General features: G+C 57.1%; 12 protein-coding genes. 4 read left to right on the top strand and 8 right to left on the bottom strand.

The genetic code is table 11. The features are described from left to right. Window positions 1-4 precede the first annotated feature (4 nt). Entirely contained in the window at window positions 5-304 is a 300-nt protein-coding gene (locus KCG39_RS04335) for a DUF406 domain-containing protein (protein ID WP_087829418.1), read from the bottom strand. A 293-nt stretch (window positions 305-597) separates the two neighbouring features. Here KCG39_RS04335 and rihA point away from each other — a divergent pair, with 293 nt between their 5' ends. After that, complete coding sequence (gene rihA, locus KCG39_RS04330) at window positions 598-1,533, top strand: pyrimidine-specific ribonucleoside hydrolase RihA (protein ID WP_004120759.1); 936 nt, start codon at window positions 598-600, stop codon at window positions 1,531-1,533. 44 nt (window positions 1,534-1,577) lie between these two features. Here the strand turns inward: rihA and KCG39_RS04325 are convergent, their stop codons facing one another. The 3 genes from KCG39_RS04325 to KCG39_RS04315 all read right to left on the bottom strand — a co-directional run bounded on the left by KCG39_RS04325 (window position 1,578) and on the right by KCG39_RS04315 (window position 4,717). Beyond that, window positions 1,578-2,615, bottom strand: a complete 1,038-nt coding sequence (locus KCG39_RS04325) for an NADP-dependent oxidoreductase (RefSeq protein ID WP_004120761.1) — start codon at window positions 2,613-2,615, stop codon at window positions 1,578-1,580. Window positions 2,616-2,680: 65 nt separating this feature from the next. Further along, the gene (locus KCG39_RS04320) at window positions 2,681-3,256 is read right to left on the bottom strand and encodes a helix-turn-helix domain-containing protein (protein ID WP_004120763.1); all 576 of its coding nucleotides are present in this window, start codon (window positions 3,254-3,256) and stop codon (window positions 2,681-2,683) included. 165 nt (window positions 3,257-3,421) lie between these two features. Then, window positions 3,422-4,717, bottom strand: coding sequence for a porin (locus KCG39_RS04315; protein ID WP_049115477.1), 1,296 nt, complete (start codon window positions 4,715-4,717; stop codon window positions 3,422-3,424). A 512-nt stretch (window positions 4,718-5,229) separates the two neighbouring features. Between KCG39_RS04315 and KCG39_RS04310 the strand changes: the two genes are divergently transcribed. Together KCG39_RS04310 and KCG39_RS04305 are read left to right on the top strand one after the other, a co-directional pair. Next, a complete protein-coding gene (locus KCG39_RS04310) occupies window positions 5,230-5,748 on the top strand; it encodes a GNAT family N-acetyltransferase (protein ID WP_004120767.1) in 519 nt (172 codons plus the stop codon). Then, entirely contained in the window at window positions 5,745-6,194 is a 450-nt protein-coding gene (locus tag KCG39_RS04305) for a DMT family transporter (RefSeq protein ID WP_004120768.1), read from the top strand. The genes KCG39_RS04310 and KCG39_RS04305 overlap by 4 nt, the downstream gene beginning before the upstream one ends. Before the next feature lie 8 nt (window positions 6,195-6,202). Here KCG39_RS04305 and KCG39_RS04300 read toward each other — a convergent pair whose 3' ends face one another. Together KCG39_RS04300 and KCG39_RS04295 are read right to left on the bottom strand one after the other, a co-directional pair. Further along, a complete protein-coding gene (locus tag KCG39_RS04300; RefSeq protein WP_004120770.1) occupies window positions 6,203-6,436 on the bottom strand; it encodes a YdcY family protein in 234 nt (77 codons plus the stop codon). A 17-nt stretch (window positions 6,437-6,453) separates the two neighbouring features. Next, window positions 6,454-8,052 (bottom strand): ABC transporter substrate-binding protein, encoded by a 1,599-nt coding sequence (locus KCG39_RS04295; RefSeq protein ID WP_049115476.1) that lies wholly within the window; start codon window positions 8,050-8,052, stop codon window positions 6,454-6,456. A 269-nt stretch (window positions 8,053-8,321) separates the two neighbouring features. On the opposite strand from KCG39_RS04295, the gene KCG39_RS04290 reads away from it, so the two are divergent. Further along, complete coding sequence (locus KCG39_RS04290) at window positions 8,322-9,755, top strand: aldehyde dehydrogenase (protein ID WP_142468234.1); 1,434 nt, start codon at window positions 8,322-8,324, stop codon at window positions 9,753-9,755. 3 nt (window positions 9,756-9,758) lie between these two features. Here the strand turns inward: KCG39_RS04290 and KCG39_RS04285 are convergent, their stop codons facing one another. Both KCG39_RS04285 and KCG39_RS04280 read right to left on the bottom strand, forming a co-directional pair. Further along, a complete protein-coding gene (locus tag KCG39_RS04285) occupies window positions 9,759-11,015 on the bottom strand; it encodes a putative acyl-CoA thioester hydrolase (protein WP_004120792.1) in 1,257 nt (418 codons plus the stop codon). Between the two features lie 81 nt (window positions 11,016-11,096). After that, window positions 11,097-11,867: an alpha/beta fold hydrolase gene (locus KCG39_RS04280; RefSeq protein WP_049115978.1), complete on the bottom strand. Its 771-nt coding sequence runs from the start codon at window positions 11,865-11,867 to the stop codon at window positions 11,097-11,099. Window positions 11,868-11,934: the final 67 nt, after the last annotated feature.

Here is an 11,934-nt window from a genome sequence, read left to right as displayed (position 1 = left end):
GACGTTAAATAACGTTTCTTAACGACAATTCGAAAATGATCTTTTCCGCCTGGCAGGAGAAGGCAATCGAAGCCTCAAGCTTTGCCTCATCACCGGCGGGCACGATGGTATAGTCGACCTGCGGCGGCTCGCTGGCGGGGGCGGCGGCAAGGGCACGTTCGCGGACCGCCGCGATGGTGGACTCAGCCTCTTCGCGGCTGGCGAAGTTTTTCTCAACCCGCCAGACGCAGTCCTCATTATCAATAATCGAGCCTACGTCGATGGCACAGCCTTTGGTACTGCATTTATCTACAACATCTTTCATTGCAATTATCTCCTGGAGTTTTCTTTAGAATAAGAATCCGCTGACGGAAAGCAAACCAGTAATATTCGTATGGTTGCGTCGTTTTATCATTATAGGCCTCCACGGGAAGCGACTTCTTGCGCCACCGCATGGCTACCTCCTGATTGCGCACAGATCAACCAGCTATGTTGGCTAAGCGTCGCGCGATGTCGGCGCTCAATCGTGCACGTCATCACACTATCCTGCGTTGAGCCTCGTTTATGTCGCTTTACGGCGTTACCCTTGTCACAAAACAACGCCAACAAGGAGCTGCCATGGCACTGCCAGTAATTATCGATTGCGATCCGGGTCATGATGACGCGATTGCCCTCGTTCTCGCCCTCGCCTCACCCGAACTTGATGTTAAAGCCGTGACGTCCTCCGCGGGAAACCAGACCCCGGACAAAACCCTGCGTAACGTACTGCGCATGCTCACCCTGCTTAAACGCCCGGATATCCCGGTAGCCGGCGGCGCGCTTAAGCCACTGATGCGGGAGTTGATTATCGCCGACAACGTGCATGGCGAGAGCGGTCTTGACGGCCCGGCGCTGCCGGAGCCGGGCTTTGCCGCGCAAAGCTGCACCGCCGTCGAGCTGATGGCCAATATCCTGCGCGACAGCGCCGAACCGGTTACGATCGTTGCCACCGGCCCGCAAACCAACGTCGCCCTGTTACTCAACAGCCATCCGGAACTGCATGCCAAAATCGACCGTATTGTGATAATGGGCGGCGCAATGGTGCTGGGGAACTGGCAGCCGGCAGTCGAGTTTAATATCTACGTCGACCCTGAAGCCGCGGAGATCGTTTTCCAGTCCGGTATTCCGGTGGTGATGGCTGGGTTAGACGTCACCCATAAAGCGCAAATCCACGTTGAGGATATTGAGCGTTTCCGCCGTATCGGCAACCCGATATCCACCATCGTCGCCGAACTGCTCGACTTCTTCCTTGAGTACCATAAGGATGAGAAATGGGGCTTTGTCGGCGCGCCGTTGCACGACCCGTGCACCATTGCCTGGTTGCTGAAGCCGGAGATGTTTACCACCGTTGAACGCTGGGTCGGCGTGGAAACGCAGGGGAAATATACCCAGGGGATGACGGTCGTCGATTTTTACAATCTGACCGGTAAGCAGCCGAACGCAACGGTGATGCTCGATGTCGATCGCCAGGCGTTTGTTGACCTGCTGGCCGATCGGCTGGCGTTTTACGCGTAAATCATCATAAAACCCGGCGGGCGCGGCGCCTGCCGGGAAAGCGATTACTCATCCGGAGAGACGCGAACCACCACTTTACCGAAATTCTCGCCCTTCAGCAGACCGATGAGCGCCTGCGGTGCGTTCTCCAGGCCGTCAACAACCTGCTCGCGGTATTTGATTTTCCCTGCCTGCACCCAGCGCCCCATCTCCTGCTGGAACTCGGCAATCCGGTGACCATAATCCTGGCCGATAATAAAGCCCTGCATACGGATGCGTTTTTTGAGGATCGTCGCCATCAGCAGCGGCAAGCGATCCGGGCCGTCGGGTAGCGCGGTGGCGTTGTAGCCGCTGACCAGGCCGCAAACCGGCACGCGGGCCGAGGTGTTCAACAGCGGCAGCACTTCATCGAATACTTTGCCGCCGACGTTCTCATAGTAGATATCGATGCCCTGCGGGCAGGCTTCTAACAGCTTAACGGCAAAATCGGGCGCGCGGTGATCGATACAGACGTCGAAACCCAGCGTCTCTACGGCATAGCGGCACTTCTCGCTGCCGCCCGCAATGCCTACCGTACGGCAGCCTTTTAGCTTCGCTATCTGTCCGACCGTTGCGCCAACCGGCCCGGTGGCGGCGGCGACCACCAGCGTCTCGCCCGCTTTTGGCTGGCCGATATCGAGCAGCCCCATATAGGCGGTAAAGCCCGGCATACCGAGGATCCCCAGCGCCCACGAAGGGTGTTCCGGGCTGTCGCCTAACTTCACCAGCCCGCTGCCGTCGGAAAGTTCATAATCCTGCCAGCCGCCGTAGCCCAGCACCCAGTCGCCGGGCTGAAAATCGGCATGGTTCGATGTCACCACGCGGCTCACGGTGCCGCCAACCATCACCGCGCCAATGGCGACCGGCGGCGAATAGGAAGGCGCGTCGCTCATCCGCCCGCGCATATAGGGATCCAATGACAGAAAGACGGTGCGCAGCAACAGCTGCCCCGGCCCAGGAGACGCGACCTCGCCCTCTTCCAGGCGGAAATTCTCCCCGGTTGGCTCGCCGTGCGGACGCGATGCCAGCAGCCAGCGGCGGTGGCGTTGCGGATTGAAAGCCATAACACACTCCTCTTTTGACAAGTCTGTATTGAGGCTAGCTGCTTTCCCGGCAGCGCGCATTGACATTATGAGGCAGATTGATTGAGTCGGACGACCAGATAGACGCAGGGCAGCGCGGTTTCATTAATAAAGCGGCAGTCGTTAGGCGGCCCGAGCTCCAGGCAGTCCCCCGCCTGCATCTCGTGGCGCGCATTGCCTTCGATAAACACCAGCTCGCCCTGCTGTAGCCAGATCAGCTGCCGGGCCTGGGCGTAGGATGACGCAGGCATTGGCACATCGCTGCCGGCCGGAAGCTCCACCTGCACCAGGTCGATTGGCAGGTCGCTGCGCGGCGAAACGTGGCGCCGCAGATAGTGGCTCTGCGGATCGCGCCACACCGGCTGATGCGCAAAGCGCAGCAGCTTGCCTTCCTGCATCTCCGCCCTGGCGATCAGCGTCGACATACTCATGCCGAAGGCGCCGGATAACCGTCCCAGCATCGATGCCGTCGGGCTGCTTTCGCCGCGCTCGATCTTGTGGATCATCGCCCGCGACGCCCCCGCCCGCTCCGCCAGTTCGTTCAGCGACCAACCGCGAGATTCCCGCTCGATTCGGATACGTGCGCTGATGCGCTGGTTAAGGTTGTCTTCTATAGTATTCATAGCGTGACACTATAGTGTAGCCCGCCTGTTTGCACAACCAGACGCCCGGCGTCGGAAATGAAGATGAAAAAGCCCGGCGCATCATTGGCCGGGCAAACACAGAGAGTCATTCAATCCGTTAATTTGAACAGCATTACGGCAATAAATGAAAAGAAATTATCCCGCTTAGATAAAGACGCGCAGACCCACTGCGCCAAGATGGTCGTCAATATTCCACGCTTCATTATCGTTGCCCCAGGCTTTTTCGTAGCCATATTCAAGATAAGTGACCGCGTTTGCGCCGAGCCAGTAATCGGTACCCAATACCGTCGACTGGAAGTGCTGTCCCTCCATCGCATCGCCGCCCTGCGACCAGTTAAAATCAACGTACACGCCCCAGGCCGGGGTGATTTTAAACTGTGAGTCATATTCCAGACCGAGAACCGTTTCCTGGTCATCACCCTGCGGGTTATTATGTTCGTAATGGCCGCTGGTCGCCGCGTTAACATCATTCACTTTATTGAGGTAATAAGTCACTTCCGCGCCGTTATACCAGGCATGATCGCCAACGCTTGTCGTATATTTCGCGTTCATGCCCATGCTATAAGTATTGCCGTCATAGGCATCGCCGTTATTATCGGTGTAATTAAAACAGTGGCCATTCGGGCCAAAATTCTGGCAGCCGCTGACTGAACCGCTATTTACCGTGTAATTGTTATACGCCACCGCGCTGGAGACGGAAAAGCCGTTATCCCAACGGTACTGCGCGGCAACCGCCGCTCCGCCGTGAACGGTGGCTGACCCATCGCGGTAGGCGTCGTGCAAGTTGGGGCCATCGCCATAGGAAGCAAACCCGATGCTGTCGACGTTGTCATTGCCTTGTCCCATGACGCCAACAGTCATATTTTTATCACTGTAATAGTAGATCGCCGCAGAATTAATTATATCCGTCGACATCCCGGCGGTATCATGTTTCGCTTTACCGCCCCAGGCATAAGTCGTATCAATACCCAGTCCCCAGTCGGTAGGGGCGTATTGTTTGCCGAAGGTCACGACGCCATATTGATCGTTACCAATACCGGCATACGCCTGCCGCGTATAGACATCGTTGCCCTGATCATCGGTGGCGGAATCTAAACCATGAACACCGGTCTCATAATAACCGACGGCATAATTACTCAGGCCATTCAGGTCAAAATTATGGCGCAGGGCAATCCCCAGCCGCGAGTCATTATTCTGTATATTATGTTCCTGAGTATGAGCAGAATCCGTTTTGGCCATTAAACGTACGGATCCTAAAATACCGATTGCCGTATCGTCATTACTCCACAGCGTCTCCCCTTTGGTCTGCGTTGCGGTATAAGCCGGCGCAGCCTGTAGCGCAGAAGGTTCCGCCGCCATTGCGCTATTCGCGAATAGCGTACCGATGGATATTGCCAGTACTGAAGGCATGAATTTTTTCATATTTTGTGTCTGCGCCATCGCTTCACCCTTTTAGCAAATTTATTCCGTGCGTATAAATACGCACAATATTGTGAGTAGAATATGGTTATATAAAAACCAACAGAGCAGCGCGCTATATTAAATAGCGACCCGCATACTCTGATTAATCACAATATATCCGCGAGGATTGAGTTATTTCTATTGGCTGAAATGCAAAAAAGGAATGCCATCACAACGAATCACACCATTATCAATAAAATCATGGAGTTACATTATTACTGGCACCATTGCCAGATGTCATTAAACAATAATAGTGGTAAATAAAAATGTGGAATGTTACGGCAAATTAATAGCAATATATTAAATGAATTATCGAATTAAAAATTATCGATGTGAGTGATGATTTTGCCGCCGGACCCGGCGACGCAATCCTCGTATCCTCCGACGCAGCTCAGCCGAGGAGAAAATTTCTGCCTAAAACAGATGACAGCCTTGCGTACATTATTGTAATAATATCGTACTACTATAGTGTACAAACCTTGAGGGTTACCATGACCATCCGCCATGCCAGCAAAGACGATTGCGCGGCAATCGCTGAAATCTACAACCATGCGGTACTGCATACCGCCGCTATCTGGAACGACAAGACCGTCGATACCGACAACCGTATTGCCTGGTTTGAGGCCCGACAGCTCGTCGGCTATCCGGTGCTGGTCAGCGAAGAAAACGGCGTGATTACCGGTTACTCCTCCTTCGGAGACTGGCGCGCCTTTGACGGTTTTCGCCATACCGTCGAGCATTCCGTCTATGTTCACCCCGATCATCAGGGTAAAGGGCTGGGCCGCAGCCTGCTGGTCGCCCTCATCGCCGAGGCGAAACGGTTAAATAAGCATGTTATGGTTGCCGGTATCGAGGCGCAAAATCAGGCTTCACTGCATCTGCATGATACCCTGGGCTTTATCACCACCGGGCAAATGCCGCAGGTAGGCACCAAATTTGGTCGCTGGCTGGATCTGACCTTTATGCAGCTGCAGCTTGACGATCGCCGCGATCCGGACGGCAGCGCATGAATCAAACCCTGACCCTCGCCTGTTTAGTGGCCGCCGGCGTCGGACTGGTACTGCAAAATACGCTGATGGTGCGCATTACCCAGTCCGCATCGACTATCCTGATCGCCATGCTGCTTAACTCGCTGGTCGGCATCGTGATTTTCGTGACCATATTGCTGCTTAAGCACGGCGCGGCGGGGTTTCAGGAGCTGGCGATTAGCGTAAAGTGGTGGACGCTCATTCCCGGCCTGCTGGGCTCGTTCTTCGTCTTTGCCAGCATCAGCGGTTATCAGAACGTCGGAGCGGCAACCACCATTGCGGTGTTGATTGCCAGCCAGCTGGTGGGGGGGTTAGTGATGGATCTGATTCGCGCGCACCACGTCCCGCTTCGCGCGCTGATTGGCCCGCTCTGCGGCGCGGTGATGCTGGTGGTCGGCGCCTGGCTGGTGGCCAGACGCCAGTTCTAGCCGCTAAGCTAGTGAATTTCGCCGCCGCGGGTCAGCTGCTCGCGGCGCGCCTCCTGCTCCTCGTGCTGCTGGCGGCCATGGTGGGCGATGGCAGTCCGCAAACGCTGCTGCTGAACGTAGCGCTCTTCCCGTCCCAGCTCCGCGTCATCGCTCAGCGCGATCAGCAGTTCATTCATGTGGGTAATGACGCTTTCGGCAATCGCGGCGTCCACGCGGGCGACGACCTCATCCAGATGCGACATGTTTTTCTCCTTGCGGCTTAGTTGAGTTTAACTTTGGAAAAATCACTGCCCATCAGGCTCACGCTGTAGCCGCTGACGTTGCTGCGCGTCGCGTAGAAGGTCTTCCCGGTCGCCAGGGTGATCCAGGGGGCCTGCTGCTGAAAAATCGTCTGCGCCTCGCCGTATAGCTTAGCGCGCGCCTGAGGATCGCTGACCAGGATAGCCTTTTTCACCAGCGCATCGTAGGACTTATCGCACCAGCGGGCGACGTTAGAGCCGGTTTTGATGTTATCGCAGCTTAACAGGGTGCCGGCGAAGTTATCCGGATCGCCGTTATCGGACATCCAGCCAAACAGCGCGCTGTCGTGCTCGCCTTTACGCATTCCGGCGAGATATTCCCCCCACTCATAGGTGACGATTTTGGCTTTAATCCCGACCTTGCTCCAGTCATTCTGGATCATCTCGGCAATACGGCGCGAATTAGGGTTATAGGGACGCTGCACCGGCATCGACCACAGGGTCACTTCGGCCCCCTTCTCCAGTCCGGCCTGCTTGAGCAGGTCTTTCGCTTTTTGCGGATTGTAGTCGTAGTCCGGTAGATCTTTCTTATAGCCAAGCATATTGGCGGGGATCGGTGATTTCGCGACGCTGCCGGAGTCGAGGAACACCGCTTTTACGATCGCCTGCTTGTCGGTCGCGTAGTTCAGCGCCTGGCGCACCAGGACATTATCAAACGGTTTTTTCTCGGTATTGAACGCCAGATAACCAACGTTGAGCGCTTCTACCGAATGCAACGCCAGATCTTTATTGCCCTTAATCACCGGGAACTGTACCGGCGATGGCGCGGGAATAATCTGGCACTCATTGGTTTGCAGCTTCGCCAGTCGCGTCTCAACGTTCGGCGTGATCGAGAAGATCAGGTGTTTGGTTGGTACCTCGCCGTCCCAGTAGTGCGGATTGGCGATATAACGGATCTGCGAATCCGCTTTATATTGTTGTAGCGCGTAAGGTCCGGTGCCGACAGGCCAGGTATCAACATACTCCGGGGTCCCTTTTTTCAGCATCGCATCGGCATATTCGGCAGAGAGTATCGACGCAAAATCCATGCCCCAGTCGGCGAGGAACGCTGCGTTGGGTTCGCTCAGCACAAACTGGACGTGGTAATCATCGACCTTTTTAACCTCTTTGATCAGCTTATCCAGCCCAACGTCGTGAAAGTATTCGTAATGTCCCTGGGAAACATTATGGTACGGATGGTTGGCATCTTTCTGCCGCAGCACCGAGAACAGCACGTCATCGGCGTTGAAATCGCGGGTAGGCTTAAAGAATTTGTTGCTGTTGAACTGCACGCCCTTGCGCAGGGTGAAAGTCCAGGTTTTGCCGTCCGGCGAGACGCTCCATTCGGTCGCCAGCGAAGGAATTGGCGTGTTTTTCACCGGATCGAAGTTTATCAGGCGGTTATAAAGCACCTGGGAACTGGCGACGAACGACGGGCCCGAGCTGGCAATCTGCGGGTTGAAAGATTCCGGTGAAGCTTCGGAGCAGTAGACCAGCGTATCGTTGCCCGCCGCCCAGGCGCTGGCCGCCGGAAAGAGTGCGCTCAACGCCAGCGCAAGCAGCGTTTTCCCTGTAGACATGGTTATAAGCCTTATGAATTTGTTATAAGTGCTTTAATAACAGCACAGGAGAATTCAACCGGCAAATAATCAATTGCTATCAGGTTATGCTAAAAACCGCATTTTCGCCGATTAATTCTACATCCGCTCATTTGACGTCATTGAATCCAGCAATAAATGTGAAGCGTACGGAAGGTTACGAAAAAAGCGGGCGATAACCGCCCGGCCGGCATCGCGCACCCGCACCACCCGGTAGACTCGGCAAATCGTAACGTCAGGAGAAGATAACAATGACCATAACCTGCAGCCTGTACACTAACGGCCAGTGGCATGATGCCGAAGGCCGCGCCACCTTTACCCGCAATAATCCGCTGACGCAAGAGACCGCCTCCGTTGCCAGCGCAGCCAGCCTGGCAGACGCTCGCCGCTGCGCCGATGCCGCGGGTGCGGCGTTCCCGCAGTGGCGCGACACAATCCCCGCCGAGCGTCGACGCCTCCTGCTGGAAGCCGCAGAAGAGATGCTGCGCCGCGAAGCCAAGTTCATTGCCGCGATGGCGGCAGAAACGGGGGCCGCCGCGCACTGGGCCGGTTTTAACGTTCACCTGGCCGCCGATATTCTGCGTGAAGCCGCCGCGCTAACCACGCAAATCGAGGGACAGGTGATCCCCTCCAATGTGCCGGGAAATCTGGCGCTGGGCATCCGCCAGGGCGCGGGAGTCGTGCTCGGCATGGCGCCGTGGAATGCGCCATTGATCCTGGCGACCCGCGCTATCGCCACGCCGCTGGCCTGTGGAAATACGGTTATTCTCAAAGGCGCGGAGCTGTCACCGGCAACCCAGGGGTTGATCATTGATGCCCTGGCAGCGGCAGGCTTTCCCGCCGGGGTGGTCAATTATCTGACCTGTCCCCCCGCCGACGCGCCTGCGCTGGTGGAGTCTCTGATCGCCCACCCCGCCGTTCGCCGCATCAATTTCACCGGTTCGACGCCGGTGGGGCGGATAATCGCCCGCACCTGCGGTGAACATCTGAAACCCGCGGTACTGGAGCTGGGCGGCAAAGCGCCGCTGCTGGTGCTGGATGACGCTGACCTCGAACAGGCCGCGGCAGGGGCAATTTTTGGCGCCTTCGCCAATGCCGGGCAAATCTGTATGTCAACCGAGCGCATCATCGTCGATGCCGCCGTCGCGGAACCGTTCGTGGCGCTGCTGGCCAAACGAGCCGCCGCCCTGCCCGCCAGCCTTCTCGGTCCGGTGGTGGAGATGAGAACCGTCGCCCGCTGCAACGCGCTAATAGAGGACGCGCTGGCGAAAGGCGCGCGCCTCCTCGCGGGCGGCATGTCGGACTCAACGCAGATGCGCGCCACCCTGCTCGATGGCGTAACCCGCGAGATGCGCATCTGGCATGAGGAGTCATTTGGCCCGGTGAAATCGATTATTCGCGTTCAGGATGAAGCCGAAGCGCTGGCCGTCGCCAATGAAAGCGAATATGGCCTCTCGTCGGCGATCTACAGCCGGGACAGCGCCCGGGCGTGGAACCTGGCGCAAAATTTGCAAACCGGCATTTGCCACATTAACGGCCCCACCGTGCATGATGAGGCGCAAATGCCGTTTGGCGGCTGCAAATCGTCGGGCTACGGCCGCTTTGGCGGACGCGCGGGGGTGGCGGAGTTTACCGAGCTGCGCTGGATAACGCTGCAAACGCTCCCGCGCGAGCTGCCGTTTTAAGCCTCAGGGCTGCCAGTGGTTATTGAATTCCCACAGGCGATTGAAGGCAACATCATCAAGCTGACGTTCTGCGGCGGTATTGCCGCGGAACGGCCGGGAGGTGGTGGCCGCAGCGCCCCAGGGGGAAAGCCGATCGTAGCTTTGATCGATAGTGCTGTTGGCGATAAGCGCCTGCCCGTTAGCGGTTTTTCCGGGTAAATAGCCGGTCTTGCCCGCCCCCTGGTCCCAGGCGCGGCCAAGCTTCGCCTTGAAGCCGCCCCGATAGCCGCTATCGCCGGTAAAACGGCTGTTGATCACCAGAAATCCACACGGGTTATCCGGCAGCGTATTCGGCGCAAGCACGTAAGCTTCGGGCGAGAGGCGCGTTGAGACGGTGTGAAAATGGACATTATCAAAAACCACGTTTGCCCGGCCAAAAACATAGTCCACATCGCCTTCTATGTAGCTGTCTTTGACATATACCCGGCTGATACGGTCGGTCACCGCCTCATTGCGCCGATTGCTGGTATTGACATAGAGCGTATCCTGGCGTCCCAGCAGACGGACGTTCTCCAGCTGCACCCGATCGCCATCGGTCCGCAGCGCCACGCCCTGATGGGTCCCACCGTCGACGTTGTCCAGCAGGCTATTGACTACGCTGAGGTTCAGCAGCTGAAAATCCGCGCTTTGTGACCACATCACCGCCGCGCAGTTGGTGCCTATCGTCCTGGCGGTGCGTCCGGCGCAAAGCGCATACTGATACCAGGCCGGATCGCCTTCACGATACTGTTGCTGGCTATTCACCTGCTGGCGATAGCGCGTTACCGGGAATTGCGAGTCGATTGCCAGCTCTATTCTCACCGCTTCAGGGTTATCCCCGGCGCCGTAGAGGGTTATCGGCGGCGCCCCTTCTGGGATATAGACCGTCTCCCGATAGATACCCGGTTCAATGCGGATATAAATACGCCCATCACCGGCCGCGTGCTGGTTGATTGCCGCATTGACCGCCTGCTGAATGCGGGTGAACGGCGCGCCCGATGGCGCCACGCGCCACGCGCTTTCGGCCCGCGGGAGACGCGCAGGCGATGGCGACCAGGGGCCATCGGGGGCACTCAACGCGCCGCCTTGCGCAAAATAGCGTTCCATGGTGAAGGTTGCCGCTTCCGCCGCCGTAAGCTGTGGGCGGGAGGTTGTCCCGCGCGGATTTTGCGACACGCACCCTTGCAGAAGCAGCGGTGTACAGAGTAAAGCCGAGATACCCAGGATAGTGATTTTTCGCATTTCACGCTCGCCAAAAAAATAAAAAAACGGAATACCAAAATAAATGAAATATTGTTTCTTTTTGTGTATAGCGATCACGAATCAGGCTTCTGCGTCAATACCGGCGTAAAAATCGGCCAGCGTACGCGCCAGCGCTGAGGGGTTTTCCCACGCCATGGAATGCCCGGCCTGCGGGATCATCAGCAGCGGGATCCCGGCGGCTTCACTCTCCGTCGCTTCCTGGGCAGGCAGCGATAATGCTCCGTATATCAGCGCTCTGGGGCAGGATAAATTGACAAAGCGCGCGAACCAGGAGGGATTAGCACCCTTCACCAGACTGACCGCGCCGCGCCACACCGCCCAGGGGGCGCTGTTTTGCAGGCAGCCGGCCCATGGCGAGGTTTCGGTGGAAAGCATATCGGCGTAACCACGGGCAATAAAGCGTTCTTCCGTTTGCCCGGCGATGCGCCTGCTGTACATTCCGCCCCCGGGATAGAGATTGGGTTCGGCTACCAGCAGCGCCCGCACCCGTTCGGCAAGCCGCCCGGCCGCTTCAATCGCGACGCTGCCGCCCATGCTGTGACCAAATAAATAGCAGCGTTCAAGGGCTAAGCGATCCACCAGCTCGGCCACTACCGCGGCCTGATCGGCGATACGGTAGCTGAAGGATTCAGGTTTATCGCTATAGCCGAAGCCGGGTAAATCGACAAGGATCATTCGCCGCCCGGCCAGCGCCGGGTCGGCAGCAACGCGCGGATAATCATAGCTTGAGGCACAGCCCAGGCCGTGGATAAAGACAATGGGTTCGCCGCGACCGGGCAGATCGAGCCAGCGCACGGTGGCGCCAGCCTGAGAAGAATAAAAACCGTTCATCGAAAAGCCTCCATTTAATTACGCCTGTTTTTTTATACAGTCATAACGTAAGGTGAGCTATCGATTT

The sequence above is a fragment of the Klebsiella pasteurii genome, assembly GCF_018139045.1.
GTDB lineage: Bacteria > Pseudomonadota > Gammaproteobacteria > Enterobacterales > Enterobacteriaceae > Klebsiella > Klebsiella grimontii.
This window is presented reverse-complemented; position numbering and strand designations above follow the sequence as displayed.

Bases quoted from the DNA above. Each gene is read 5' to 3' on its own strand.
- KCG39_RS04335 (WP_087829418.1), bottom strand. From the start codon at position 304: ATGAAAGATGTTGTAGATAAATGCAGTACCAAAGGCTGTGCCATCGAC.
- rihA (WP_004120759.1), top strand. From the start codon at position 598: ATGGCACTGCCAGTAATTATCGATTGCGATCCGGGTCATGATGACGCG.
- KCG39_RS04325 (WP_004120761.1), bottom strand. From the start codon at position 2,615: ATGGCTTTCAATCCGCAACGCCACCGCCGCTGGCTGCTGGCATCGCGT.
- KCG39_RS04320 (WP_004120763.1), bottom strand. From the start codon at position 3,256: ATGAATACTATAGAAGACAACCTTAACCAGCGCATCAGCGCACGTATC.
- KCG39_RS04315 (WP_049115477.1), bottom strand. From the start codon at position 4,717: ATGGCGCAGACACAAAATATGAAAAAATTCATGCCTTCAGTACTGGCA.
- KCG39_RS04310 (WP_004120767.1), top strand. From the start codon at position 5,230: ATGACCATCCGCCATGCCAGCAAAGACGATTGCGCGGCAATCGCTGAA.
- KCG39_RS04305 (WP_004120768.1), top strand. From the start codon at position 5,745: ATGAATCAAACCCTGACCCTCGCCTGTTTAGTGGCCGCCGGCGTCGGA.
- KCG39_RS04300 (WP_004120770.1), bottom strand. From the start codon at position 6,436: ATGTCGCATCTGGATGAGGTCGTCGCCCGCGTGGACGCCGCGATTGCC.
- KCG39_RS04295 (WP_049115476.1), bottom strand. From the start codon at position 8,052: ATGTCTACAGGGAAAACGCTGCTTGCGCTGGCGTTGAGCGCACTCTTT.
- KCG39_RS04290 (WP_142468234.1), top strand. From the start codon at position 8,322: ATGACCATAACCTGCAGCCTGTACACTAACGGCCAGTGGCATGATGCC.
- KCG39_RS04285 (WP_004120792.1), bottom strand. From the start codon at position 11,015: ATGCGAAAAATCACTATCCTGGGTATCTCGGCTTTACTCTGTACACCG.
- KCG39_RS04280 (WP_049115978.1), bottom strand. From the start codon at position 11,867: ATGAACGGTTTTTATTCTTCTCAGGCTGGCGCCACCGTGCGCTGGCTC.